This is a genomic window from Nonomuraea sp. NPDC050227 (genome assembly GCF_044459705.1).
Taxonomy (GTDB): Bacteria; Actinomycetota; Actinomycetes; order Streptosporangiales; family Streptosporangiaceae; genus Nonomuraea.
Genome location: NZ_JBITJF010000011.1, coordinates 111,805 through 137,063 on the forward strand (window position 1 = coordinate 111,805; position 25,259 = coordinate 137,063).

Annotated in this window: 19 protein-coding genes; 10 read left to right on the forward strand and 9 right to left on the reverse strand. The window is 72.1% G+C overall.

Annotated features, from left to right (window positions below; translation table 11 throughout):
* The first annotated feature begins 160 nt into the window (after positions 1-160).
* Entirely contained in the window at positions 161-1,705 is a 1,545-nt protein-coding gene (locus ACIBK9_RS36240) for a GMC family oxidoreductase (RefSeq protein WP_397163198.1), read from the forward strand.
* Positions 1,706-1,759: 54 nt separating this feature from the next.
* On the forward strand, positions 1,760-3,013 hold the full coding sequence (locus ACIBK9_RS36245) for a cytochrome P450 (protein ID WP_387663524.1): 1,254 nt from the start codon (positions 1,760-1,762) through the stop codon (positions 3,011-3,013).
* On the opposite strand, the gene ACIBK9_RS36250 is transcribed toward ACIBK9_RS36245, so the two are convergent.
* Complete coding sequence (locus tag ACIBK9_RS36250; protein ID WP_397163200.1) at positions 2,988-4,469, reverse strand: FAD-dependent oxidoreductase; 1,482 nt, start codon at positions 4,467-4,469, stop codon at positions 2,988-2,990. The two genes, ACIBK9_RS36245 and ACIBK9_RS36250, sit on opposite strands and share 26 nt — an antisense overlap.
* A 50-nt stretch (positions 4,470-4,519) precedes the next feature.
* Between ACIBK9_RS36250 and ACIBK9_RS36255 the strand changes: the two genes are divergently transcribed.
* On the forward strand, positions 4,520-5,206 hold the full coding sequence (locus ACIBK9_RS36255; RefSeq protein WP_387663528.1) for a TetR/AcrR family transcriptional regulator C-terminal domain-containing protein: 687 nt from the start codon (positions 4,520-4,522) through the stop codon (positions 5,204-5,206).
* Here the strand turns inward: ACIBK9_RS36255 and ACIBK9_RS36260 are convergent.
* Positions 5,136-5,777 (reverse strand): TetR/AcrR family transcriptional regulator C-terminal domain-containing protein, encoded by a 642-nt coding sequence (locus ACIBK9_RS36260; RefSeq protein WP_397163201.1) that lies wholly within the window; start codon positions 5,775-5,777, stop codon positions 5,136-5,138. The genes ACIBK9_RS36255 and ACIBK9_RS36260 overlap by 71 nt on opposite strands.
* Positions 5,778-5,824: 47 nt before the next feature.
* Here ACIBK9_RS36260 and ACIBK9_RS36265 point away from each other — a divergent pair, with 47 nt between their 5' ends.
* Positions 5,825-6,229 (forward strand): ester cyclase, encoded by a 405-nt coding sequence (locus ACIBK9_RS36265; RefSeq protein ID WP_397163202.1) that lies wholly within the window; start codon positions 5,825-5,827, stop codon positions 6,227-6,229.
* Here ACIBK9_RS36265 and ACIBK9_RS36270 read toward each other — a convergent pair.
* The gene (locus tag ACIBK9_RS36270; protein WP_397163204.1) at positions 6,171-7,508 is read right to left on the reverse strand and encodes an MFS transporter; all 1,338 of its coding nucleotides are present in this window, start codon (positions 7,506-7,508) and stop codon (positions 6,171-6,173) included. The two genes, ACIBK9_RS36265 and ACIBK9_RS36270, sit on opposite strands and share 59 nt — an antisense overlap.
* 56 nt (positions 7,509-7,564) lie before the next feature.
* Between ACIBK9_RS36270 and ACIBK9_RS36275 the strand changes: the two genes are divergently transcribed.
* A complete protein-coding gene (locus tag ACIBK9_RS36275) occupies positions 7,565-8,422 on the forward strand; it encodes an alpha/beta fold hydrolase (RefSeq protein ID WP_397163205.1) in 858 nt (285 codons plus the stop codon).
* Positions 8,423-8,470: 48 nt separating this feature from the next.
* Here the strand turns inward: ACIBK9_RS36275 and ACIBK9_RS36280 are convergent, their stop codons facing one another.
* Entirely contained in the window at positions 8,471-9,598 is a 1,128-nt protein-coding gene (locus ACIBK9_RS36280; RefSeq protein ID WP_397163206.1) for an RNA methyltransferase, read from the reverse strand.
* A gap of 229 nt (positions 9,599-9,827) precedes the next feature.
* On the opposite strand from ACIBK9_RS36280, the gene ACIBK9_RS36285 reads away from it, so the two are divergent.
* Positions 9,828-11,069: a cytochrome P450 gene (locus ACIBK9_RS36285; protein ID WP_397163208.1), complete on the forward strand. Its 1,242-nt coding sequence runs from the start codon at positions 9,828-9,830 to the stop codon at positions 11,067-11,069.
* A gap of 24 nt (positions 11,070-11,093) precedes the next feature.
* Here ACIBK9_RS36285 and ACIBK9_RS36290 read toward each other — a convergent pair whose 3' ends face one another.
* Positions 11,094-12,761: a hypothetical protein gene (locus ACIBK9_RS36290; protein WP_397163209.1), complete on the reverse strand. Its 1,668-nt coding sequence runs from the start codon at positions 12,759-12,761 to the stop codon at positions 11,094-11,096.
* Positions 12,762-13,265: 504 nt separating this feature from the next.
* On the opposite strand from ACIBK9_RS36290, the gene leuS reads away from it, so the two are divergent.
* Positions 13,266-15,746: a leucine--tRNA ligase gene (leuS, locus tag ACIBK9_RS36295; protein WP_387663544.1), complete on the forward strand. Its 2,481-nt coding sequence runs from the start codon at positions 13,266-13,268 to the stop codon at positions 15,744-15,746.
* Between the two features lie 4 nt (positions 15,747-15,750).
* On the opposite strand, the gene ACIBK9_RS36300 is transcribed toward leuS, so the two are convergent.
* Positions 15,751-16,719 carry a TIGR03557 family F420-dependent LLM class oxidoreductase gene (locus ACIBK9_RS36300; RefSeq protein WP_397163211.1) on the reverse strand — a complete coding sequence of 323 codons (969 nt, stop codon included), beginning with the start codon at positions 16,717-16,719 and terminating at the stop codon, positions 15,751-15,753.
* Positions 16,720-16,768: 49 nt separating this feature from the next.
* Complete coding sequence (locus ACIBK9_RS36305; protein ID WP_387663548.1) at positions 16,769-17,191, reverse strand: hypothetical protein; 423 nt, start codon at positions 17,189-17,191, stop codon at positions 16,769-16,771.
* 156 nt (positions 17,192-17,347) lie between these two features.
* Between ACIBK9_RS36305 and ACIBK9_RS36310 the strand changes: the two genes are divergently transcribed.
* A complete protein-coding gene (locus tag ACIBK9_RS36310) occupies positions 17,348-20,494 on the forward strand; it encodes a PDZ domain-containing protein (protein WP_397163213.1) in 3,147 nt (1,048 codons plus the stop codon).
* Positions 20,495-20,595: 101 nt separating this feature from the next.
* Here the strand turns inward: ACIBK9_RS36310 and ACIBK9_RS36315 are convergent, their stop codons facing one another.
* Positions 20,596-21,678 carry a MalY/PatB family protein gene (locus tag ACIBK9_RS36315; protein ID WP_397163215.1) on the reverse strand — a complete coding sequence of 361 codons (1,083 nt, stop codon included), beginning with the start codon at positions 21,676-21,678 and terminating at the stop codon, positions 20,596-20,598.
* A 381-nt stretch (positions 21,679-22,059) separates the two neighbouring features.
* Positions 22,060-22,767, reverse strand: a complete 708-nt coding sequence (lexA, locus tag ACIBK9_RS36320) for a transcriptional repressor LexA (RefSeq protein ID WP_352357808.1) — start codon at positions 22,765-22,767, stop codon at positions 22,060-22,062.
* A gap of 1,557 nt (positions 22,768-24,324) precedes the next feature.
* Here lexA and ACIBK9_RS36325 point away from each other — a divergent pair.
* Positions 24,325-24,510, forward strand: coding sequence for a hypothetical protein (locus ACIBK9_RS36325; protein ID WP_397163217.1), 186 nt, complete (start codon positions 24,325-24,327; stop codon positions 24,508-24,510).
* Between the two features lie 106 nt (positions 24,511-24,616).
* The gene (locus ACIBK9_RS36330; RefSeq protein WP_397163219.1) at positions 24,617-25,075 is read left to right on the forward strand and encodes a hypothetical protein; all 459 of its coding nucleotides are present in this window, start codon (positions 24,617-24,619) and stop codon (positions 25,073-25,075) included.
* The last annotated feature ends 184 nt before the right edge of the window (positions 25,076-25,259 follow it).

A 25,259-nucleotide genomic window follows, 5' to 3' on the forward strand; every position in this document is an offset into this window, starting at 1 on the left:
GGCATCAGCCCATACCGACCGGTAGGGCGAATTTCATTCGGCCCTGCTGCGGCCCGCTGAACGCGGGCCGCAGTAGGTAACAGAGGTTACAGATGCATATGGACGCGCCAGCTCACCTGGAGTAAGCAAGTGGCAGGTTACTTAGCCCCCTGGAGTGCTCATGCAGTACGACTACGTGATCGTCGGAGCGGGGTCCGCCGGGTGCGTGCTGGCCAACCGGCTGTCGGCGGACCCGTCGGTGTCGGTGGCGCTGGTCGAGGCGGGCGGGCATGACGACAGGCTGGAGATCCGCATGCCCGCCGGCTTCGCCAAGCTGTTCAAGACCGACTACGACTGGAACTTCACGACGGCCAAGCAGGGCGAGATGTCCGGCCGCGAGCTCTACTGGCCGCGCGGCCGGGTGATCGGCGGCTCGTCCTCGCTCAACGCGCAGATGTGGGTGCGCGGCTGCCAGGAGGACTACGACCAATGGGGGGTGCCCGGCTGGACGTACGAGGAGGTCCTGCCCTACTTCACCAGGGCCGAGCAGCGCGTCGGCAGCAACCACGGCGGCGTCTACGGCACCTCCGGCCCGCTCTACGTCTCCGAGCTGCGCAGCCCCAACGTCACCACGGCGGCCTTCCTGCGGGCCTGCGAGGAGCTGGGCCTGACCCGGCTGGCGGAGCTGAACGGCCGCTCCAACGAGGGCTGCTGCCCCACCCCCGTCACCCAGAACCGCGGCCGCAGGTGGAGCGCCGCGGACGCCTACCTGCGCCCGGCCGCCGCCAGACCGAACCTCACCGTGCTCACCGGCGCGACCGTGGACCGCGTGGTGTTCGAGGGCTCCCGCGCCGTCGGCATCGAGCACAGCGGCGGCACCCTGGTCAGGGCGGCCAGGGAGGTCGTCCTGTCGGCGGGGGCGATCGGCTCGCCGTACCTGCTGATGCGCTCCGGGGTGGGCGCGGCCGATGAGCTGCGCGACGCGGGGGTGCCGGTCGTGCGCGAGCTGCCCGAGGTCGGCAAGAACCTCCAGGACCACCTCGCCTCCGGCGTGTACGTCGAGTGCAAGGAGCCGGTGACGCTGACCAAGGCCGAGTCCCTGGTGAACCTGCTGCGCTACATCGTGCTGCGTTCGGGCATGCTGACCACGAACGTCGGCGAGGCGGTCGCCTTCGTCCGGACCTCGGCCGAGGAGCCCGCCCCCGACATCGAGCTCGTCTTCGCCCCCGGCCCGTTCGTCGACCACGGGCTCACCCCGCCGACCGGCCACGGCCTGACCGTCGGCGTCGTGCTGCTGCAGCCGCAGAGCCGCGGCAGGGTCGGGCTGAGCGGCCGCGACGTGCTGATCGACCCCGGCTACCTGAGCGCGGAGGCCGACGTCAAGCGCCTGGTCGCCGGGCTGAAGACGGCCAAGCAGGTGTTCGCGACCAGCGCGATGAAGCGGTACGCGGGCGGCCCGATGGCGCCGTACTGGGGGCCGGAGAGCGACGAGGAGCTGGCCCGGTGGGTGCGCGAACGCGGCGAGACCCTCTATCACCCCGTCGGCACCTGCCGGATGGGCACCGACGAGGGGTCGGTCGTGGACCCGTCGCTCCGGGTGCGCGGTCTCGAAGGGCTCAGGGTGGTGGACGTCTCCGTCATGCCGACGCTCAACCGGGGCCACACGCACGCCCCGGCGATCATGATCGGCGAGAAGGGCTCCGAGTTGATCCTGGGAAACCGGTAGCCGCGATGCGGCGGACCTTGACGTAAGTGAGCACTTGCCCAAGGCTTGTACGGTATGACGCTCTCCGCGGATCTGGACATCTCGCAGATACCGTTCTGGGGACTGCCGCAGGCGGACCGCTTGGAGACCTTCCGCCGCCTGCGCCGGCTCGAACGGCCCCTCTTCGTGCCGGAGCAGACCGTGCCGTTCATCGGCGGTGGGCCCGGCTACCACGCCCTCGTGCGCCACGCCGACGTCACCGAGGCCAGCAGGAACGCGGCCGTCTTCAGCAGCGAGCCGTGCTCCAACAGCATCCCGGACATGCCGCGCTGGCTCAGCGTCTACTTCGGCTCGATGATCAACATGGACGACCCGCGCCACGCCCGCCTGCGCAGGATCGTCTCCAGGGCCTTCACCCCGCGCATCCTGGCCAAGATGGAGGAGGACCTGGCCAGGGCCGCCGCCGAGATCGTGGACGAGGCGATCGAGCAGGGGCCGGGCGACTTCGTGGCGCAGGTCGCCGCCCGGCTCCCCGTACGGGTCATCTGCGACATGATGGGGATTCCGCCGAAATTTCATGACCTGGTGTTGCGACGGACCAACGTCATCCTCGGCAACGCCGACCCCGAGTACACCGGCATCGATCCCAATTTCAGCCGCGTCAACGTCGCCCGCGGCCTGGCCAAGCTGCTGCGCGCCGGCTACTCGCTGAACCGGATGGCCGCCCGCCTCGGCGACGAGCGCCGCAAACGCCCGACCGGCGACCTGGTCAGCCTGCTCGTGGGCGGCGAGGAGCGGCTCAGCCCGCAGGAGCTGGGGTCGTTCTTCATCCTGCTGGTGGTGGCCGGCAGCGAGACCACCCGCAACGCCATCGCCTACGGGCTGAAGCTGTTCACCGACCATCCCGGCCAGCGGGAGCTGCTGCTGGCCGACTTCGACGCGCGCGTCGGCCGGGCATGCGACGAGATCGTGCGCTACGCGACCCCGGTGATCCAGTTCCGCCGCACGCTGACCCGGGACCACGAGATGAACGGCGTGCCGTACAAGAAGGGCGACAAGGTGCTGCTCTTCTACAACTCGGCCAACCGCGACGAGTCCGTCTTCACCGACCCGGACGTCTTCGACATCACCCGCGACCCCAACCCGCACGTCGGCTTCGGCGGCCCGGGGCCGCACTACTGCCTGGGCGCCCACCTGGCGCGCAGGGAGATGAGCGTGATGTTCCGCGAGCTGTTCACCCGCCTGCCCGGCATCAGGACGGCCGGCGAGCCCGACTTCCTGCTGTCGAACTTCATCAACGGCATCAAGCACCTGCCGTACACGTTCTGACCGCCTCGGCCAGGCCGTCGTCCGGGCCGCGCCAGGCCACGAACCCGTCCGGCCGCACCAGCACGGTCCCGTACGGCCAGCCCTCGACCACGTGCACCGGGACGCCGGGGTCGGGCACCGGCGCGCCGGTGAACACGCTGAAATCGGGCCCGACCAGGTCGAGGCTGGATCGTTCGCCGATCCACACGTGCGGCAGCCGCGAGCCGGGCGAGCCGTCGAGGCAGAGCGTCACGTCCTCGGTGGAGGGCAGGCCCTCGACCGCCGAGGCGCCGCCGTAACGGTAACCGACGTGCACGATCGGGGCGTTCACCGCGCCCGCCGCCGCCCTGAGCCGGGCGGCCTCGGGGCCGGAGCCGAAGTGCATCCGCAGGTCCCGCATCCGCAGCCGCGACTGCTCCAGCGCCAGCAGCGCGACCGGCCGCCGCTCGTCGTGGTAGGTGTCCAGCAGCGCGGGCGCCGACCGGCCGGTCAGCACGCGGGCCAGCTTCCAGGCCAGGTTGTGGGCGTCGGCGACCCCCGTGTTCAGTCCGAACGCGCCCGTCGGCGGCACGGCGTGCGCCGCGTCGCCGGCCAGGAAGACCCGCCCCTCGCGGAACCGGTCGGCGACCTGGCCGCGGGCCCGCCAGCCCAGCACGCTGACGATCTCGACCTTCAGTCCGGGGTCGCCGATCGCGGTCCTGAGCAGGTCGGGGCTGGGTTCCTGGGCGGTGTGGAAGACCCATTCGGTCTCGCCGTCGATCGCCATGAGCATGCCGGGCGCGTCGGGAGTGGTGAGCTCGGCGAGCGCGAAGCCGTACCCGTCGGTCAGGTGGCTCAGGTCGGCGTGGAACATGACGTTGTGCAGCTCGGGGCCGAGCGCGCCGGGGCCGGTCACGCCGATGCCGAGCGCCGCCCGCACCCCGCTGCGCACGCCGTCCGCGGCGATCACGTAGCGGGCGCGCAGGGTGCGGGTCCCGTCCGGGCCGGACACGACCGCCGTCACGCCGTCGGCGTCCTGCTCCAGGGAGAGCAGTTCGGTGTCGTACGCGACGTGCGCGCCGCGCTCGCGGGCGGCGTCGAGCAGCACCTGGTCCAGCCGGTTCTGCGGGCATATGCCGCGCAGCCGGGCCGGGCTGTAGGCCGCCGTGTCGAACATCCGCGTCCGGGCGGGCAGGCCGGCCGCTATCGCGGCGAGGTCTGCGCCGGCCAGCGTGTCCACGGTGATCTTGCCGAGGGTCGCGTTCGTCATGTCGATGGCCACCTCGTCCACCGCCCGTTCAAGGCCGGCCTCGCGGAGCAGCTCGACCGTCCGGGGGCCGATGCCGGTGGCGCGGGGGTGCGCCCGCGGGCCGGGCTCGCGCTCGACGACCAGGGCGGGCACGCCGTGGCGGGCGAGGAACACGGCCGCGCTCAGCCCGACGCTGCCGCCGCCGACGATCAGGACGTCGGCGTTTCGTGGGAACACTGTTTCCGTCATGGGAACACTGTAACCACAGGCGTACGATGAAGGCCAGAGGGGGGAGCCGGATGTCACTGGTGTGGAGTCGCGAGCCGTACGCGCCGAAGCGTCAGGCCCTGAGCGTCGAGGCGATCGTGCGGGCCGCGATCGCGGTGGCCGACGCCGAGGGCCTCGACGCGGTGTCCATGCGCCGGGTGGCGAGCGAGGTCAAGTCGGGCACCACCTCGCTCTACCGCTACCTGGAGAACCGCGACGAGCTGCTCGACCTCATGGTCGACGCGGTGTGGGGCGAGGGCGAACCCGGTCCGCTGACCGGAGACTGGCGGGCCGACCTGGCCGGGGTGGCCCGCGACCAGCGCGCGGGCGTGCTGCGCCATCCGTGGCTGGCCGCGCTGATGACGAGCAGGCCGGCGCTCGGGCCCAACTCGCTGCGGCGGGTGGAGCACGCGCTGTCCGCGGCCCGGCCGCTGACCTCCGACATCACCCGGGCCGCCGCCGTGATCGGGGTGATCGGCGACTACGTGCTCGGCGCGGTGGCCAAGGAGCTGGCCGAGCAGGAGGCGCTGCGCCGCACGGGGCTGTCGGAGGAGGAGTGGCGGGCGACGATCGGCCCCTATGTCCGCGAGGTGATGGCCACCGGCGCCTACCCGGAGTTCAACCGGCGGGTGGCCGAGGCCGACGACCTCAGCTTCGCCGACCAGTTCGAGTTCGGGCTGGAGTGCCTCCTTCAGGGGTTCGCGGCGCGAATCCGCTGAGCAGGGCCGCCACGGCCAGCTCGAAGCGCTCCTGATGGTCCTCGGGCGTGCCGAGGCCGTCGGCGACCGCCCGCGCCAGCACCGGATAGTCCGCCAGGTCCAGGTCGGACTGCCGCGGGCTGTCCGGCCCCGCCTCGGCCAGCGTGTGCCCGATCACGAACGTCGACACCGCGTTGATCACATGCAGCGCCTCCTTGGCCGTGAAGCCCGCCCGGGTCAGCGCGGCGGCGGCGCCTTCGACCATGCCCAGGGCCCCCGGCGTGGCCACCGGCCGGATCGCGACCACCGGCATGAGCGCGGGATGCCGCAGCAGCTCGGCCCTGATCGACTCGGCGAACGCCCGCATCCACACCCGCCAGTCGCCGGAGGGCTCGATCGTGACGCGCGAGAGCACCAGCTCGACCAGCCCGTCGAGGACCGCGTCCTTGTTCGGCACGTAGTAGTAGAGCGTCATCGCCTCCACGCCCAGCTCCTTGCCCAGCTTGCGCATGGACAGCCCGGCCGCGCCCTCGCGGTCGAGGAGTTCGAGGGCCGCCTCCAGTACCCGCTCCCTTGACATCCGCTCTCTCATACACCGTAAGATACTGCCGTCTTACACCGTAAGAGAGAGGGTCGACCGTGATCACCGACTTCTTCGCCGCCGTCAACGAACGCCGCCTCGACGACCTGGGCGACTATCTGACCCCCGACGTCGTCGACCACAACAAGATCATTTTTGGCGAGCCGGACGAGCCCGGCGCCGCCTTCGAGGGCATCCGGATGCAGCTCGACGCGTTCGACCCGTTCCACATCGAGGTCGAGGAGGTCGTCGCCGAGGGGGACAGACTGGTCGCCCGGCTCCGCATGACCGGCACGCACTCCGGCACCCACCCGCGCATGCCCACGCCCACCGGGCGCAGTTTCGACGTCGAGGCGATCTTCCTGGTCACCCTGCGCGAGGGGCGGATCAGCGAGATCCGCGCGGTCAGCGACCGGCTGGGCCTGTTCCTCCAGCTGGGCTGGGACTGGCCGGAGACCGACTGACCCGCCCGCCCGCCAGGGCCAGCGGCAGCAGCGCGCCCGCCAGCGCCAGCCCGGCCGCCACCAGCAACATCGTGGACACCCCCGACCGGTACGGCGCCGCCAGCACCGCCACGCCCACCGCCGTGCCGACCTGCTTGAGCGTGTTCACCGTCCCGGTGGCCATGCCCACCTGATCCATCGGCGCGGTCAGGCCGACCTGGTTGGCCACCACGTTGCCCGCGCCGAGCCCCAGGCCGCCGAGGAACAGCCCGGCCATGATCGGCGTCCACCGGTCGGCCGCCGGGATCGCCATCACCAGCAGCGCCACGGTGATCAGCGCCGGGCCGACGGCGATCAGCACGCCCATGGGCCAGCGGTGCAGCACCTGGCCGACCGCGATCGGGCCGATGACCGCGGCCACGCTGAAGGCCAGGAAACGCACCCCGGCCTCGATCGGGCTCGCCTCCAGGGGGCCCTGCACGTACAGGGTGAGGTACGTGAACCCGCCCAGCAGCGCGGCCAGCATGAGCAGCGTCGTGGCCGAGCCGACCGCGAACACCCGGTTCCGGAACAGCCCGAAGTCGATCATCGGGGTCGCGGTCCGCCGCTCGGCGAAGACGAACGCCGCCAGCAGCGCGAGCCCGGCCACCAGCAGCAGCGGCACGTCGTGGATGAGCGCCGGGATGATGGCGAACAGCGCCGCGGCGATCAGCACGACGCCCAGGGGGTCCAGGTGGCCCCGGCCGCGCGACTCCGGCACCCGCTGCCGCAGCGCCACCACCACGAACACGCCGATCGGCAGGTTGATCAGGAAGATGGCCCGCCAGCCGAACGTCGCCGTCAGCACGCCGCCCACCACCGGGCCCAGCGTCATCGCCAGGCCGGAGACGGCGCTGAAGATGCCGAGCGCCCGGCCCCGGGCCGGGCCCTCCGGGTAGACCGAGGCGATCAGCGGGGTCGTGGTGCCGTACAGCGCGGACGCGCCCAGGCCCTGGACGCCCCGGGCCACGTCCAGCAGGGCAGCCGTGGGGGCCAGCGCGCAGGCCAGCGAGGCCACCGTGAAGACCGTCACGCCCACGGCCAGCATCCGGCGGCGGCCGTACCTGTCGGCCAGCACCCCGGCGGGCAGCAGGACGGCGGCCAGCGTCAGCGCGTACGCGTCCACCACCCACTGCACCTCGGGCAGGCTCGCCCCCAGGGCAGCGCGGATGTCGGGCAGCGCGATGGTCACGGCGGTCAGGTCCACCACCACGAGCACGATGGTCAGTGAGGCGAGAGCGAGAACCCATCCGCGTCGCATGCCTGCTCCTCACGATGAAAGGCCCCTTGTGCAGTGGTACTCCCGGAAGGAGGCGAATGCTAGGTTTCGCAGTCATGGAGATCAGGACGATCCACGCCAACGGTGTGGAGTTCGCGTATCTGACCGTGGGGGAGGGGCCGCTGGCGTTGTGCCTGCACGGGTTCCCCGACACCGCGCACACCTGGCGGCACCTGATGCCCGAGCTGGCCGGACGCGGCTACCGCGCCGTCGCGCCGTTCAGCCGCGGCTACGCGCCCACCGAGATCCCGGCCGACGGCGCGTACGAGGAGGCGGCCCTGGTCGCCGACGTGCGCGCGTTGCACGAGGAGCTCGGCGGCGATGAGAACGCGGTGATCGTCGGGCACGACTGGGGGGCCTTCCCCGCCTACGCCCTGGCCGGGCGTTTCCGCCGGGCGGTCGCGCTCGCGGTGCCGCCGCCGGGCGCGCAGCTTCCCGGGCTGCTGGCGTACGAGCAGCTCAAGCGGTCGTTCTACATCTTCCTGTTCCAGACCGTGCTGGCCGAGCCGGCCGCCGCAGACCCGGCCTTCCTCGACCGGCTCTGGCGGGACTGGTCGCCCGGCCACGACCCGGCCGAGGACCTGGCGTTCGTCCGGCGCAGCCTGGGCGAGCCCGCCAACATGGCGGCGGCCATCGGGTACTACCGCGCCGCGCTCGGCACCACGCCCCCCTCGGGCCGCTACCCGGACGTCGACCCCGCCACCGCGGGCCCGGTCCTGTACCTGCACGGCGAGCGCGACGGGTGCATGGGCGTGGAGATGGCCAAGGACGCGGCCGGCAGCCTGCCGCCGGGGTCGCGGGTCGAGCTGGTGGCGGACGCGGGCCACTTCCTGCACCTGGAACGGCCCGCGGAGGTCAACCGCCTCATCCTCGACTGGCTCGGCCCCGCCTCCTGACCGCCGCGATCACCGGGTGGGGACCGGCTCGCCTCCTGACCTCGGCGATCATCGGGTGGCACCTCGGCCGGCGCGGTCCCGCCTGCTGAGTACGGTGATCACCGGGTGGCGTCCTGACAGGCTCACCGGGAGCGCCTGCTCGATCGTGAACCCGCGCGGCGCGCCGCCCGGTGTCCCGTCCGCGCCGGGGTCGTCGTGGAGCAGTGCAACGGCCAGGCCGCCGGGTTCCAGCACCCGCCGCACCTCCCGCCACAACGGGTCCAGGCCGGGCCCGAGCAGGCCGCGCGGCGGCACCTGACGTCCCCAGGGCGGGTTCACCAGCACCCGCCGCACGCTTCCGTCCGCCATGGGGAGCCGCCCGGCGTCGGCGAGCCCCCAGTGGAACGGGCCCGGACCGTCCGGTGGCAGGGCGGCCCGAGCGTTCACGGCGACCGCCGCGACGGCGGCCGGGTCGCGGTCGAACCCGACGAACCCGACACCTTCGGCGAGCCCAGAGAGCCCGGCGGGCTCGGTGTGCGGCGCGCGCGTGAGCGCGTGGGCCTCGATGAGTGTGGTGCCCGCCCCGCAGCAGGGGTCGAGCACGACGCCGCGGAAGCCCTCCGCGCCCAGCCCGGCGAGCTGGGCCATCGCGGCCGCCAGCGGCGGGTGCAGCGTGCCCGGGATCGAGGCCGTCTTGTACGGCCTGCGGTGCAGCGGCCGGTCACCGGCCCGCCGGGCGATGACCGCCTGGTCGCCCTCGATCGTCACCCGCCACGCCGTCGCCCCGGCGGGTGGCCGGCCGCCGTCCCGCCGGGAGTGGTAGCGCAGCCGCCACGACCGGGCCAGCTCGGTCCCGACGGCGTCCTCGATCTCGTGCCTGGTGTAGTTGCGGCGTCCCACGAACGAGGCCGAGACCTCGACGTCGGGGCCGCCGGGCGGGCCGAGGTCGATCCCGCGGGCCGCCCGCGCCAGCCGGGCGAGCGCGGAGCGGCCGTGGCCGACCCCGTCCACCACGGCCGCGGCCAGCAGTACGTCGTCCGCGGTGCGCAATCCCAGGAGCCCGGCGCCGGGCCGGACCTCGAACCACACCTCCCGATGGCGGACGCCGACGACGACCCCGAGACGGGCACGCCGAATCTCCGCCGCGACCAAGGGCTCGGTGCCACGCACCGCCCTGGCCACCGCCAAGGTGAGCAACTGTTCTTCTCCCACGTAGCGACCCGGGACGGCGGCAGGCCGCCCCGCATCACCGGCGGTGGGTCAGCCCACGGCCCGCCGGCGGATCGCTAGCCGAGGAGGAAGAAGAACGTCATGCGCGGCACCCTACAAAAGCCCCGTCCGCACGAGCCACCGGTTTTCCCGGCAGCCACGTACGGTGTACGTCGAACCCATTGACGTAAGTGGTCGCTTTCCGAATGATGGCCCTATGACCGTCCTGGACTTCGACCTTTCGGACCGGAACTTCTGGGCCAGGCCCATGAGCGAGCGCGAGGCGGCGTTCGACCGGTTGCGCGCCCGCGAGACGCCGGCCTTCTTCGAGGAGATGGAGATGGCCGTCGCGCCCAAGGGGCCCGGCTACTACGCGCTGGCCAGGCACGCCGACATCCTGGAGGCGAGCCGCAACCCCGAGGTCTTCTGCTCCGGCGACGGCGGCGCGACGAACATCCCCGACATGCCCGCCGAGTTCACCGAGTACTTCGGCTCCATGATCAACATGGACGACCCCCGGCACGCCCGGCTGCGCAGGATCGTCTCCCGCGCGTTCACGCCCAAGATGATCAAGCAGTTCGAGTCGGACGTCGAGGCCGCCGCCGTGCGCATCGTGGACGACCTGGTGGCCGCCGGTCCAGGAGGCGACTTCGTCACCGACGTGGCCGCGCGCCTTCCGCTGAAGATCATCTGCGACATGATGGGCATCCCCGAGCGCGACTACCGGTTCGTCTTCGACCGCTCGAACATCATCCTCGGCGGCTTCGACCCCGAGTACACCGGCGGCGACCTCGACCAGCTGGCCACCCGCCTGCTCACCGCCGGGATGGAGCTGCAGCAGCTCGTCCAGGACCTCGCCGCCCACCGCACCGCCAACCCCACCAACGACCTGACGTCCTCGCTGGTCAACGCCAACATCGACGGCGAGCGGCTGACGATGCGGGAGCTGGGGTCGTTCTTCATCCTGCTGGTGGTCGCGGGCAACGAGACGACCAGGAACGCCATCTCCTACGGCCTGCGCCTGCTCACCAAGAACCCCGACCAGCGCGCCCTGTGGCTGGAGGACGTCGAGGGCCGCGCCCCCGGGGCCGTGGAGGAGATCGTCCGGCTGGCCTCGCCGGTGAACTTCATGCGCCGCAAGGTCACCCGCGACCACGAGATGAACGGTCACCTCTACCGCGCCGGCGAGAAGGTGGTGCTGTTCTACTGGGCGGCGAACCGGGACGAGCGGGTGTTCGCCGACCCGTACCGCTTCGACATCACCCGCCACCCCAACCCGCACGTCGGCTTCGGCGGGCCGGGGCCGCACTTCTGCCTCGGCGCCCACCTGGCCCGGCGGGAGATCACGGTGATGTTCCGCGAGCTGCTGCGCCGGGTGCCGCAGATCGAGGGCGGCAGGCCCGACCGCTTGCACTCCTCGTTCATCAACGGGATCAAGCACATGGAGTGCACGTTCTGAGCCGGGCGCGGCGGCGCCCGGGGCTCAGGACTGCGCGCTCAGCTTGAGCTGGTTCATCACGGTACGGATGTCCGGCAGGAGCTGCTTGCCCTCGTCCGGGATCGACACGAACACGATGGCGGGCACGCTGCCGCCGGTGTTGACCGCCATCGTGACGATCGTGGCCTTCTCCGTGCCGGCGGTCATGGCGTAGGCGATGAGCCGGCCGGTGGAGGCGCCCACCTTGATCGGCTGCTGCGCGATCTTCCTGACCTTGTTGCCGTCGGGGTAGAAGTCCTTGCGGGCCTGCAGCACCATGCGCCGGATGACCGGCTCCAGGTCGTCCTCCTGGTACAGGGAGGACAGGTTCGCCGGTAGCGGGCCCGACATGACCTGGGCGTACTTGTCGGGCGCGACCTCCGTGTACTGGCGGGTGTCGTAGCCGAACGTGGACTTGACCGTGGCCCGCTGGTCGAGCTGCCAGCTGCCGCCCAGGCGGGGCAGGGAGACCCCGGCCGCCGCGTCCTCGACCCGGCCGGTCACCGGGGACGCCTTGCCCGGGTACTTGGGCAGGGCGGGGATCGTGGTGGAGCGCTTGCCCGTGCCCGCCTTCGTGGGGCCGGCCGAGGCCGTGGGGGAGGAGGCGGTCTTGCCCTCCGGGGTGTCCTCGCCGGCCAGCGGGCCCGCGAGGAAGGCCCACAGCAGCGCCGCGACCAGGGCGATCACGACCGAGCCGCCGAGCGCGTAGATCCAGATGGGCTTGCTCGGCTCGTCGTCCAGGGAGTCGTGGTCGCCGCCCTGGTACTCGTCGCCGAAGACGTTGTTCCAGAGCTCCTGCTGGCGGTCGGGGGGCGGGGTGCGCGAGCCGCTGATCTGACCGGCCGTCACGAACCGGCGGTCGGGGTCGGAGGGGTCGCGGTTCAGGTTCGAGCCGGGGCGCGGCTGGTCGGGGTGGCCGTCGCCGGGCATGCCCGGTCCGGCCGGGGGCGCTCCGACGTGGGCCGCCGCGAGCGGGCCCGGGGGCATCGCGGGGTCGCCCGCCATGGTGTCGGCCTGCCGGCCGCCGTACATGACGGTGTGCTCGTCGGCCGGGCCGGCGGACGGCGCGCCAGGTCCGCCAGGTCCGCCGGGGCCGTCGAGCGGCGACGGCGCGGGCTGGACGGGGGCGTCGAGCGGGCCGGGCGCGCGGCCCAGCGTGACCGTGCGGTCCAGCGGGTCGGCGGCGGACGCCGACGGGGCGGGGGAGGGGGCAGGGGCGGGGCTGTTGGGCCAGGGCGCCGGCGTGGACAGGTTGGACCACGCGCCGGGGGACGGCGTCGGCGGCTGCGACCAGGCGGGCACCGGGTCCTGCGGCTGGGCCGGCTGCTGCTGCTCCGGCCAGGAGACGGGAACCTCCTGGCGGGGGGTCTCGGGCCAGCCCTGCTCCTGCCGCGGCGGGTCTGGCCAGGACGGCCGCGCCGGCTCCGGCCACGACGCGTCGCCGCCCCGCTGCTGCGCGCGGGAGTCGTTGCGAGACGGGTCGTTGCGCGGTGAGTCGTTCCGCGACGAATCGTTGCGCGGGACGTCGGGCCAGGAGGGGTCGGGGCGCGGCGGCTCGGGCCAGGAGGGCGCCTGCGGGGCCTCGGGCCAGGACGGCTGGGCCGGGGCGGCCTCCGGCCACGACATCGGCACGCCGGAGGACTCCTGCCCGCCGGACGGCCAGGAGGAAGGCACGTCGTTGCGGACCTCCGGCCAGGACGGTGGCAGGTGCGACGCTCCGGAGCTCGCGGAATTCTCCGTTGCCATTGCTGCCGGCCCTCCCGAGGTTGTGTCCGGATGTGCCGCTATATCCGGATTTGACGTACCAGGCATGATCTCATGGGATTTTCCAGGAGATACGGCTGGTTTCGCAGCGAAACGAGCGAAGCCGTGCGGATCGGTTGGCGGATCCTGCAGCGGCAGGTCGCCCTCCGGTCGATCTGGCTCAGCTGGGTACACCACGCGACGACAGTATTCTAAAGGGACATATGAGGTCACAACGGATACATCACCATCAGGTCTCGCTGGACCTGAAGGGTCTATTGTGCCTGCGCCGGTCCCCGGAGTATCTGCATTCCGTCGAAGACGTGCGCTAGGCTTGACACATGCGTTCCGCGACCCTGCTTCTTAGCGGGCCGCGACGGCCCTGAGAGGTCTCGCCGTCGCGGCTACCCCTCGTCGTGCACGAGGGGTTTTCTTATGGGTCCGAGTCAAGCCAGAAGGACAGTAGCCGTGAGTGAGTACGACCCGCAGGCGCTGCAGGCCAAGTGGCAGCAGCGATGGGAGGAACAGGAGCCCTACCGGGCGAGCGAGGACGCGGCCGACACCCGGGAGCGGCGCTACATGCTCGACATGTTCCCCTACCCGTCGGGCGACCTCCACATGGGCCACGGCGAGGTGTTCGCCATCGGCGACGTCGTCGCGCGCTACTGGATGCAGCAGGGCTACAACGTCCTGCACCCGATCGGCTGGGACTCCTTCGGCCTGCCCGCCGAGAACGCCGCGATCAAGCGCAACGCCCACCCCGCCGAGTGGACCTACGCCAACATCGAGACGCAGGCTCACTCCTTCCGGCGCTACGGCATCTCCTTCGACTGGTCGCGCCGCCTGCACACCAGCGACCCCGAGTACTACCGCTGGAACCAGTGGCTGTTCAACCGCTTCTTCGAGCGCGGCCTGGCCTACCGCAAGGGCGGCCTGGTCAACTGGTGCCCCAACGACCAGACGGTGCTGGCCAACGAGCAGGTCGTGGCGGGCAAGTGCGAGCGCTGCGGCGCCGACGTCATCCGCCGCGAGCTGACGCAGTGGTACTTCAAGATCACTGACTACGCCCAGCGCCTGCTGGACGACATGGAGCAGCTCGACGGCTGGCCCGAGCGCCTGCTGACCATGCAGCGCAACTGGATCGGCCGCTCCGAGGGCGCCGACGTGCTGTTCGAGATCGAGGGCCGCGACGAGCCGGTCCACGTCTACACCACGCGCCCCGACACCCTGTACGGCGCCACGTTCTTCGTGGTCGCGGTCGACGCCGCGCTGGCCGACGAGATCGTCACCGACGAGCAGCGCCCGGCCTTCGAGGCCTACCGCGCCGAGGTCGCCAAGCTGAGCGACATCGAGCGCCTGTCCACCGACAAGGAGAAGACCGGCGTCTTCCTGGGCCGCCACGCGGTCAACCCGGTCAGCGGCGAGCGCATCCCGGTCTGGGCGGCCGACTACGTGCTGTCCGACTACGGCCACGGCGCGATCATGGCCGTGCCCGCCCACGACCAGCGCGACCTCGACTTCGCCAGGAAGTTCGAGCTGCCGGTCAAGGTCGTCGTCCACACCGGCCTGGCCGACCCCGGCGAGACCGGCGAGGCCACGCCCGGCGAGGGCACGCTGGTCAACTCCGGCCCCCTCGACGGGCTGACCAAGGCCGAGGCCATCGCCAAGATCATCGAGATCCTGGAGGCCGAGGGCCGGGGCACCGGCGCGGTCAACTTCCGGCTGCGCGACTGGCTGCTGTCCCGTCAGCGGTTCTGGGGCACGCCGATCCCGATCATCCACTGCGCCGACTGCGGCGAGGTGCCCGTCCCCGACGAGCAGCTGCCCGTCACGCTGCCCGACCTGCGCGGCGAGGCGCTGGCGCCCAAGGGCGTCTCCCCGCTGGCCAGCGCCACCGAGTGGGTCAACGTCGAGTGCCCCAAGTGCGGCGGTCCGGCCAAGCGCGACACCGACACGATGGACACGTTCGTCGACTCGTCCTGGTACTTCCTGCGTTACACCTCGCCCGGCTACACCGACGGGCCGTTCGACCCCGAGCAGGTGCGCAAGTGGGGCCCGATCGACCAGTACGTCGGCGGCATCGAGCACGCCGTCCTCCACCTGCTGTACTCGCGCTTCTTCACCAAGGTCCTGCACGACATGGGCATGGTGAGCTTCACCGAGCCGTTCCTGCGCATGCTGAACCAGGGGCAGGTGATCAACGGCGGCAAGGCGATGTCGAAGTCCCTGGGCAACGGCATCGACCTGGGCCAGCAGATCGACGCGTACGGCGTCGACGCCGTGCGCCTGACGATGATCTTCGCCGGTCCGCCGGAGGACGACATCGACTGGGCCGACGTCTCGCCGGCCGCCTCCCAGAAGTTCCTGGCCCGCGTGCTGCGCGTGATGTCGGAGGCGACCGCCGAGCCCGGCGTGTCGTTCGAGGGCGGCGACGCCGAGCTGCGCAAGGTCACCCACCGCACGATCGACGAGGTCACCAAGCTGGTCGAGTCGCAGCGCTTCAACGTCGCGGTGGCCCGCATGATGGAGCTGACCTCGGCCGCCCGCAAGGCCATCGACTCCGGTCCCGGCGCGGCCGACCCGGCGGTGCGCGAGGCCGCCGAGTCGCTGGCCGTCATGCTCTCGCTGGTGGCGCCCTACGTCGCCGAGGAAGGCTGGGAGCGCCTGGGCCGCACCGGTCCGGTCGCCTTCGCCGGCTGGCCCGTCGCCGACCCCGCGCTGCTGGTGCAGGAGTCGGTCACGTGCGTGGTGCAGGTGGCGGGCAAGGTGCGCGACCGGCTGGAGGTGGCCCCCGACATCTCCGAGGACGAGCTGCGGGCCCTGGCCCTGGCCTCCGACAAGGTGTCCGGCTACCTCCAGGGCGCGCCGCGCAAGGTGATCGTGCGCGCGCCCAAGCTGGTCAACATCGTCCCGTAGGCGGCTAGATCCGGCGCAGGGCCGGCAGGAGCTCCTTCTCCGCCCAGTCGAAGAACGGCTCCTGCTGGTCGTGCCCGATCTGCACGAGCGCCACGTGCGTGTACCCGGCGTCGGCGAACTTCCTGACGCCCTGCACGACCGCGTCCAGGTCGTCGCCGCAGGGCACGCTCTCGGCGACGTCCTCGGGGCGCACCGAGCCGGCCGCGGCGGCGAAGTTCACCGGGCCGGGCAGCTCGGCCATGACCTTCCAGCCGCCGACGCCCGACCAGCGCCACAGCCGGTGGGCCCGCTCCTTGGCGGCCTCGGGGTCGGTGTCGTAGGCGATGGGGAGCTGGCCGTAGACCGGTTTGCCCTGGCCGCCCGCGGCGTGGAACTGCTGCACCACCTCGGGCATCGGGTCGTTGATGACCAGCACGTCGCCCAGCTCCGCGGCGAGCTCGGCCGACCGGCCGCCGGAGGCGGCGATGCCGATCGGCACCTGCTCGTCCGGCAGGTCGTAGAGCTTGGCGGAGTCGACGTCGAAGAACTCGCCCTGGTAGGTGACGTACTCGCCGCTGAACAGCTCCTTGATGATCTGCACGGCCTCGGCGAACATCCGGTGCCTGGTGTCCACCGGCGGCCAGCCCTCGCCGACGACGTGCTCGTTGAGGTTCTCGCCGGCGCCCAGGCCCAGGGTGAACCTGCCCTCGCTCAGCACCCCCATCGTGGCCGCCTTCTGCGCCACCACGGCCGGGTGGTAGCGCATGATGGGGCAGGTCACGTACGTCATGAGCGGCAGGCGCTCGGTCACCTGCGCCGCCGCGCCCAGCACCGACCAGCAGTACGGCGAGTGGCCCATCTCCTCGATCCACGGGAAGTAGTGGTCGGAGATGACCGCGTAGTCGAAGCCGACGCGCTCGGCGGTGGCGGCGTAGTCCACCAGTTCGCGGGCCGGGGTCTGCTCGGACATCAAGGTGTAGCCGATTTGTACCATGTGGTCGGGCTACCCAGGTTTGTCCGGCTTAGGGTCCGGCGTCCGGAGATCAATCGTCACTGCGCAGCTCCTCGATCACCAGCCCGAGGCCGATGGCCAGCAGCCAGAGGTCCTTGGACAGGCCGATGCCCTGCTGGGTCGGGCGCAGGCTGCCCTCCTCGCGCATGCCCGGCGTCCTGAGGTAGAGCCCGAGCAGGCCCGCCGCGAACGCGGTCAGCCCCGCGCCGGCCAGCAACGACGGCACGAACGGCAGGACGAGCGCGGCCCCGAGGGCGAGCTCGCCCTTCGACAGCAGCCGGGTGAAGGCCACCGGGTCCTGGCCGCGCAGGAACGGGTACGTGCCCGCGGCCATGCCGTGCAGGCCGGCCGCCGTCTGCTCGTCGGCCTTGGTCTTGCCGATCCCGGAGTTGAGGATGATGGCGGCGGCGGCCAGGCGGCCCGGGATCTGGTGTGGGCGCACGAAAAATCGCATGATTCCTCACAGCGTGTGATTTGTGGCGATTGGCTCCTTCCCTGCCGTTCCCCGCACATCCGGGACATCGGACGGTCTTGGCTGTTCGCGGACGGTGGACCGCTGCTCTGAGAGAAAATCTTTAGCTGGTTTGGTGTCTCGCATTAGTGTCTAGCTGTGACATATGGCGCATACCTGAGATATCCACATCTGTCTGGTGACCTGGTCACCTTCGTCGCCGACGACGATGTCTGGCTCGCCCCCGTCGCCGGCGGCCGGGCCTGGCGCTTCACCGCCGACCGCGTGCCGGTCTCCACCCCGCGCTTCTCGCCCGACGGCTCGCGCATCGCGTGGACCAGCGGCAAGGAGGGCGCCCCCGAGGTGTTCGCGGCCGAGCTCGACGGCGCCGAAGGCACCCGGCTGACGCACTGGGGCAACGCCATGACCGGCGTCCGCGGCTGGACCGCGGACGGAGCCGTGCTCGCGGTCAGCTCCACCGGGGAGGCGTCGCGTACCCGGCTGTGGGCGTACGCCGTCCCGCTCGACGGCGGGCCGGCCGAGCGGCTGCCGTACGGCTGGGTCGGCGAGGCGGCCGTCAACGGCGCGAAGGTGGCCACGGTGTCGCCGGTCTGGCGCGAGCCGTCCCAGTGGAAGCGCTACCGCGGCGGCACGGCGGCCAAGATCTGGGTCGACGCCGACGGCGACGGGGAGTTCGTCCGGCTGTTCGCCGACAGCCCCGCCCAGCACTGGGCGGTGAACTGGGTCGGCGACCGGATCGTCTACCTGTCCGACGCGGACGGCGTGGGGAACCTCTACTCGGCCCTTCCCGACGGGTCCGACGTGCGCCGGCACACCAGCCACGACGAGTTCTACGCCCGTCACGCCACGAGCGACGGCGAGCGGGTGATCTACAGCCACGCGGGGGACCTGTGGCTGCTGGAGAGCCTGGACGCCGAGCCGTACAAGCTGGAGGTGAAGCTCGGCGGCCCGCGGCCGGGACGGGCGCGCCGCCCCGCGCCCACGCGCGTCGGCGCCTTCTCCCCGGACACGACCGGGCGGGCCAGCGCGGTCGAGATCCGCGGCACCGCGCACTGGGTCACCCACCGCGACGGGCCCGCGGGCGCGCTCCGGGTGGAACCCGGCGTGCGGGTACGCCTGCCGCGCGCCCTCGGCGCCGACGGCCGGGCCGTGTGGGTCTCCGACGCCGGCGGCGAGGACGGCCTGGAGATCGGCGCCCCCGGCGGCGAGATCAGGAGCCTGGCCGGCGGGCAGCTCGGCAGGGTGCTCGAACTGACCGCCGCCCCCGACGGCAAGCACGCGGCCGTGGCCACGCACGACGGGCGGCTGCTCGTCGTGGACCTGGAGTCGGGCGACCTGCGCGAGCTCGACCGCACCACCCAGGGCGACATCAGCGGGGTCACCTTCTCGCCGGACTCCGGCTGGCTGGCCTGGGTGCATCCGGACCACGAGCCGCTGTCGCAGATCAAGATGGGCCGCGTGGACGGCACATCGGTGATCGACGTGACGCCGCTGCGCTTCTCCGACTACGACCCGGTGTTCACCAAGGACGGCAAGCACCTGGCCTTCCTGTCGGTGCGCACGTTCGACCCGGTGTACGACGCGCACGTGTTCGACCTGTCGTTCCCGGCGGGCTGCCGGCCGTACATCGTGCCGCTGCAGGCCGCCACGCCGTCGCCGTTCGACCCGTCGTTGCAGGGACGGGGGTTCAACGGGGAGGACGACAAGCCCGGCAAGGACGACAAGAAGGACGACGCGCCGCCGCGTACCGAGGTGGACCCGGAGGCGCTGGCCTCCCGCGTGGTGCCCGTACCCGTGCCGGCGGGCCGCTACGGCAACCTCAGGACCGCCAAGGACGCGCTGCTCTGGCTTCGCCACCCCCTGACGGGCCAGCTCGGCGACGGCACCGAGCCGGTGAACGAGACGGTGCTCGAACGCTACGACCTCAAGAAGCGCGCCAAGGCCGAGCTCGGCAAGGAGGTGCGGGCCTTCGAGGTCAGCGGCGACGGCACCAGGCTCGTCACCAACGGCAAGAACGGCCTGCAGACGCGGGCGGCCGGCGAGGGCGACGAGGTCGTCACCATCGACCTCGACCGCATCACCGTCCAGATCGACCCGGTCGCCGAATGGCTCCAGGGCTACCGCGAGGCCGGCCGGCTCATGCGCGACCACTTCTGGCGCGAGGACATGGGCGGCCACGACTGGCAGGCCACGCTCGACCGGTACGAGCCGCTGGTCGGCCGCCTCGGCTGCCACTCCGAGCTGATCGACCTGCTGTGGGAGGTACAGGGCGAGCTGGGCACCTCGCACGCCTACGCCAGGGGCCACGACGGCGTCAGCGACCCGCGCCGCCGCCAGGGCCTGCTCGGCGCCGACCTGGCCAAGGACGAGGACGGGACCTGGCGGGTCGAGCGCATCCTGCCGGGCGAGACCTCCGACCACGCGGCCCGCTCGCCGCTGCTCGCGCCCGGCGTCGCGATCCGTCCCGGCGACGCGATCGTGGCGGTGGGCGGGCGTCCGGTCGATCCGGTACGCGGCCCGCTCGCGCTGCTGTCCGGCACCGCCGACCAGCCCGTGGAGCTGACCGTGCGGCCCGCGGCCGGCGGCTCGACGCGCCGGGTCGTCGTCACCCCGCTCGCCGACGACAGCCAGCTGCGCTACCACGACTGGGTGGAGAGCCGGCGGGCCTTCGTCCGCGAGTCGTCCGGTGGGCGGCTCGGTTACCTGCACGTCCCGGACATGGTGGCCTCGGGGTGGGCGCAGTTCCACCGCGACCTGCGTACCGAGATGGCCTTCGAGGGGCTGGTCGTGGACGTGCGCGAGAACGGCGGCGGGCACCTGTCGGAGCTGGTGCTGGAGAAGTTGTCGCGCAAGGTCACCGGCTGGGCGCGGGCCCGCGGCTACGAGCCGATGCGCTATCCCGAGGACTCGCCCCGCGGGCCCATCGTGGCCGTCGCCGACGAGTTCGCCGGGTCCGACGGCGACATCGTCAGCGCCGGGATCAAGAACCGCGGCCTCGGCCCGCTGGTTGGCACCAGGACCTGGGGCGGCGTCATCGGCATCGACTCGCGCTACTCCCTGGTGGACGGGACCGTGGTGACCCAGCCGCGGTACGCGTTCTGGCTGGAGGGGCCGGGCTGGGGCGTGGAGAATTACGGCGTCGATCCCGACGTCGAGGTCGTGATCACGCCGCAGGACCGGGTGGCGGGCCGCGACCCGCAGCTGGCGAAGGCGGTCGAGCTGGCGCTCGCCGCGCTGGAGGAGCGTCCGGCGGCCACCCCGCCGGACCTGCCGCCGCTGAGCTGACCGTCCTGAGGGGCGGCCCGTCGGGGCCGCCCCTCAGCCTGGCGGGATCTCGGGGGAACGGCGGTTCGGCCTCGTCGTCTCGAAGAGCGCCGGGCCCCTCCTCAGTTCAGCCTGGTGAGGATCTCCGAGAGCACCGGTTCGGTCGTCGCGAAGTTCAGCCGTACGTAGTCCGCGCCGCCGGGCCCGAACGACGCGCCGTCGTTGAGCCGCACCTGGGCCTCCCGCTCGATGAGCTCGGCCATGCCCGGCTGCCCGGTGTGCAGCCATGCCAGGTAGGTGGCCTGGGGCATCCGGTACCCGAACCGGTCCGGCAGCCGCTCGGCGATGAGCCGGCGGTTGCGGTCGAGCAGCGCCCGCGTCCGGTCCAGCCAGGCGTCGCCGTGCCGCCAGGCCGCGACCGTGGCCTCCACCCCGAACAGGTGCGTCGAGCCGAAGAGGAACGGCGGCTGCGCCGCCAGGGCCGCGCGGATCCCGGCGTGCCCGATGTGGGCGACCGAGCAGCGGATGCCGCCCAGGTTGAACGCCTTCGTGGCCGAGGTGAGGGTGACCGTGCGCTCGGGGAGGATCGTCGCGAAGGGGATGTGCCGGTGGGGCGCGTAGGTGAGGTCGGCGTGGATCTCGTCGGCCAGCACCAGCAGGTCGTGGCGTTCGGCGTGCTCGGCCAGCCCTTCCAGCTCGGCGCGGGTGAACACGCGGCCCGTCGGGTTCTGCGGGTTGACCAGCAGCAGCACCCGGCAGCCGGACAGGTCGGGCACCTCGAACCGCCACGCGTCGCCGTCCGGTTCGAGCTGGATGGGGACGAGCGGACGATCCATGACGTCGAGGGTCGTCAGGAACGGGTGGTAGGCGGGGGTGTGCAGCGCGACGCCGTCCCCCGGCTTGGTCCAGAGGTGCAGCAGCACCTGGAGGGCCTGGTTGATGTCGCTGAACGTGTGGACGTGCAAGGGGTCGGCCGTCCAGCCGTGGCGGACGGCCATGCGCTCGGCGAACGCCTCGGCCAGGGGGCCGGCCTGCGGCTTGTCCAGCCAGGTCGGGTAGCCGAGGTCACCGGCGGCGCGGCGGGTCAGGGCCTCGATCACCTCGGGGGCGGTGGACAGGTCCATGTCGGCGATCCAGGCGGGGATGACACCGGGGGCGGTGATTGCCCATTTGAGACCGTCATGCGTCTCTTTGAGGTCCTTCATCTCTTTGGAGGCGGGGGTCTCTTTTGGGGCATTCGTGTCGGTCACGGGCACAGTCTAGGAGTCTGCGGTGTGGCGGTATGGGGGGCCTGATGCCGGTGCCTGCCGTCTTGGGCGTGGGCGGCTGCGCGGGGGTGGGCGCGTTGTGTTCCGGGGCCCGAAGGAACGTCCCGGGAGAAAGGCGAGCGGGCGATGCGACGCCGCCCTCCACGCGAGGCCGGGGTGGAAGGGCCTCGACGTTGGAGGGCGGCGTTCGGTGCGTGCGACTTGCGAGGAAGCGCCACATGGCGCCGACGATCACAGCCCCCGTGCGAGGGAAGCCGGATCGCGGAGAAACCGAACGGCGGCCGCAGCCTCAAGGAGGGCGGCCGGCCGGCGGACGGACTAGAGGCGGCGGAGGACGGCCACCACCTTGCCCAGCACGCTGGCCTCGTCACCGGGGATGGGCTCGTAGTTCGAGTTGTGCGGCACCAGCCACACGTGCCCGTCCTTGCGCTTGAACGTCTTGACCGTGGCCTCACCCTCAATCATGGCGGCCACGATGTCACCGCTCTCGGCGACCGGCTGCTGGCGGACGACCACCCAGTCGCCGTCGGCGATGGCGGCCTCGATCATCGAGTCACCGGCCACCTGGAGCAGGAAGAGCGTGCCCTCGCCGACGAGCTGCTTGGGAAGGGCGAAGACGTCCTCCACGCTCTCCTCGGCCAGGATCGGGCCACCGGCGGCGATGCGGCCCACGAGCGGGACGTAGGCGGCGGTCGGCCGGCTCACCGGAGCCTCGTCGTCGGTGGCGTCGGGGTCGACCCACAGCACGGGCTCGCCGGGCAGGCGCACCTCCAGGGCGCGTGGCCGGTGCGGGTCGCGCCGCAGGTATCCCTTGCGCTGCAGGGCGGTCAACTGGTGCGACACGCTGGACGTGCTCGTCAGCTGCACGGCCTCGCCGATCTCGCGCATCGAGGGCGGGTAGCCGCGCTGCTGCACCGAATCGCGGATCACTTCGAGGATCTTGCGCTGCCTGGGCGTCAGGCCCAGGGAGTCGCGCCGGCGCACCGCGAGGTCTGTGACCCCGTTAGCGTCTTCCCGCTCGCTCATGCTCTTCCTCCTCGCCTGGCGGCGGCCCGCCTCACCGGCGAACCTCCCGGTCCGTGGTCTTGATGTCGCACACAGCGACCGTATCGCTGTTGAAGATCATCTTCAAACAATTGTTCGAGTCTTCCTCGAAATTGTCGCCAGCGTGGTGTACAACATCGTACGGGAGTTCGATCGACACCGTGTTCGATTTGCTGATCTTATTTTGGCCGTTTCCTCGGGCCAGACGGCGGGAGGTCAATCGTGCGAACGACCCCGAGCACCGACCCGACCAGCGAAGACGCCAACCGGCTCACCCTCATCGCCGACGCCACCCGGGGCGCGGGCCGACGGGGAGACGACCCGCATACCGGCTCCGGCCGCCACGAGAATCCGGGAAAACGACCGGCTCCCGATTCGAACACCCGGCGGCGCCGCGCCGGCGGCTCAGGGGGAGCCGTCCAAGGCTCGGGCCGCCCCCGGCTGTGGCTGGTCCCCTCCCCGCGTCCCGACGCGGACACGGACACGGACGCCGACCGGACGCTGCCTCAGGAGGGCGCTGGACAGCCTCTCGCCGACGACACACTGACTGGCCGTCGTCCCGAAGGCAAACAGGGCACTCCGCGCACGGACGCGACAGAATCCCGCGCCCGCCCGCCCGAGCCCGGCCCCTGGCGCCGACGTCCGCCCGAAGCGAGCGGACGACGTCCGGAAGGCGAGACGCAGGGGCGGCGAGGCCGAGGTCAGGCGGAGGGGCCGGGCAGGCGCGGCGAGGCCGACATGTCAGGAAGCCGAGGTCTGGCGGAGGCGTCGGGGAGGCGAGGTCAGGGGGGCCGTGCGGCGCGACCGGCGGGCCGGGACTCGGCGATCGTGCCGGAAGGGGAGCGGGAGCGCCGGGCGGAGGCCCGGGCGGACCGCCCCTGGGAACGGCGGCGTCCAGGGGAGGCCACGGGCCGGCCCGAGCTTCGTAGGCGGCGCTCTGGTGAGCCCACGGCCCGACCCGAGACGCGAAGGCGCCGCTCGGGCGACTCGACCGAGCAGCCCGAGGCTGAGGGGCGGCGCCGGAAGAGGAGCGAGCGGCTGGGCGAGCAGGGGCGACGCCGGGAGGAGGCCGCCGAGCGGTCCAGCAAGCAGGGGCGGCGCTCGGGACGGTTGGTGGAGCGGCCGGGCGAGCCAGGGCGGCGCTCGGAGCAGTCGGCCGAGCGGCCGGACAGGCAGGGGCGGCGGTCGGGACGGGCGGCGGAGCGGTTCTCGGTACGGGGGCGGCGCTCTGGGGAGGCCAAGGGCCGGGATCGGGGGCAGGTGGTGAGCGGGCCGGGGGGCTCGCGGCGCCGGGGGGCGCGGAGGAACGGGGGTTCTGGTGACGGTGAGGCTCGCGGGGGGCGGGACATGTTGGGACGTGTTGTGGGGGCGGAAGGTGCTCCGGCCGGTGACGGTGCGGGGCTTGCACGGAATGGTCGTACGACCCCTACGGTCTTGCAGCGGCGGCGGGGCCGTGGGCGGGGTGTCGGGGTGATTCCCGCGGGGGCTGGCGTCAAGGCTGCGGCTCCTCCGGTGCGGCTGACCCGCCGGGGGCGGATCGTGCTGCTGGTGGTGGTGATGGTGCTGCTGTCCCTGGGCGGGTTCTGGCTCGGGACGCGGGCGGCCGGGCATGCGGCTGTGGGCGCCGGGGCGCCCGGCGCTTCGGCTGTGGGCGTCGGTGTGGCTGGCCGCCCGGCCGTGCCTGATGGCGACGCCACCAGCCTGACCAGCGCACGACGTCCGTGATCGCGCAGGTCGTCCGATCGGTCGCTCAACAGGCACTCCACAGGTTCTCAACATCGGCCTGGCTACCTTCGCGGTGTCCAGTACGACGAGCACCAAGGAGAACTCGATGCGAACGTTCAACACGATGGTCGTCGGTGTGGCGGTCGCCGCCGCGGCTCTGACCGCGGGTGCCCCCGCGCAGGCCTCCGTCCAGACCGGCGCCCAGACCTCCCTCACCGCCGTCACCACGGCCGCCGCGGCGGCCGGCTCGGCGACGATGTCCTGCCGTGAGGTGCGTGTGTACCGTCCGGAGATGCGCAAGGGGCACGTGGCCGCGACCGGCTGGGCGATCGGCTGCTCCAGCAACCAGCGCGTCAAGATCATGCTTCAGCGCAAGCGCTGGTGGGGCTGGCAGAACATCTCCAGCGCCTCCTGGTACGGGGCCGGCAAGAGGACGTTGTACAAGGGCTGCAAGCGGGGGGACACCTTCACCTACCGCCTGCAGGGCCAGGTCAGCTACTACGCGGGAAGCAAGTACGTCGTCCACAACGGCTGGAGCCCCACGATGCGCGCCAAGTGCCCGTGACGCGCTCCGTCCGCCACCCCGTGGGATGACCATCCACGACTCCAGTGACGCTTGGTGATCTTGAGGTGGTGGAGTCGCATGGAGACGGCCACCGCGTGATCATTCGGAGCTTGTGAAGCCAGCCGAAGATCGCGCGGTGGCCGCGTGCCTGGCTCAGGGGCGGGGCGCAGGGGGCAGGGAAGCG

Coding starts and splice junctions, on each gene's coding strand:
- ACIBK9_RS36240 (WP_397163198.1), top strand. CDS start 161: ATGCAGTACGACTACGTGATCGTCGGAGCGGGGTCCGCCGGGTGCGTG.
- ACIBK9_RS36245 (WP_387663524.1), top strand. CDS start 1,760: ATGACGCTCTCCGCGGATCTGGACATCTCGCAGATACCGTTCTGGGGA.
- ACIBK9_RS36250 (WP_397163200.1), bottom strand. CDS start 4,469: ATGACGGAAACAGTGTTCCCACGAAACGCCGACGTCCTGATCGTCGGC.
- ACIBK9_RS36255 (WP_387663528.1), top strand. CDS start 4,520: ATGTCACTGGTGTGGAGTCGCGAGCCGTACGCGCCGAAGCGTCAGGCC.
- ACIBK9_RS36260 (WP_397163201.1), bottom strand. CDS start 5,777: ATGAGAGAGCGGATGTCAAGGGAGCGGGTACTGGAGGCGGCCCTCGAA.
- ACIBK9_RS36270 (WP_397163204.1), bottom strand. CDS start 7,508: ATGCGACGCGGATGGGTTCTCGCTCTCGCCTCACTGACCATCGTGCTC.
- ACIBK9_RS36275 (WP_397163205.1), top strand. CDS start 7,565: ATGCTAGGTTTCGCAGTCATGGAGATCAGGACGATCCACGCCAACGGT.
- ACIBK9_RS36285 (WP_397163208.1), top strand. CDS start 9,828: ATGACCGTCCTGGACTTCGACCTTTCGGACCGGAACTTCTGGGCCAGG.
- leuS (WP_387663544.1), top strand. CDS start 13,266: ATGGGTCCGAGTCAAGCCAGAAGGACAGTAGCCGTGAGTGAGTACGAC.
- ACIBK9_RS36300 (WP_397163211.1), bottom strand. CDS start 16,719: ATGGTACAAATCGGCTACACCTTGATGTCCGAGCAGACCCCGGCCCGC.
- ACIBK9_RS36305 (WP_387663548.1), bottom strand. CDS start 17,191: ATGCGATTTTTCGTGCGCCCACACCAGATCCCGGGCCGCCTGGCCGCC.
- ACIBK9_RS36315 (WP_397163215.1), bottom strand. CDS start 21,678: ATGAAGGACCTCAAAGAGACGCATGACGGTCTCAAATGGGCAATCACC.
- lexA (WP_352357808.1), bottom strand. CDS start 22,767: ATGAGCGAGCGGGAAGACGCTAACGGGGTCACAGACCTCGCGGTGCGC.
- ACIBK9_RS36330 (WP_397163219.1), top strand. CDS start 24,617: ATGCGAACGTTCAACACGATGGTCGTCGGTGTGGCGGTCGCCGCCGCG.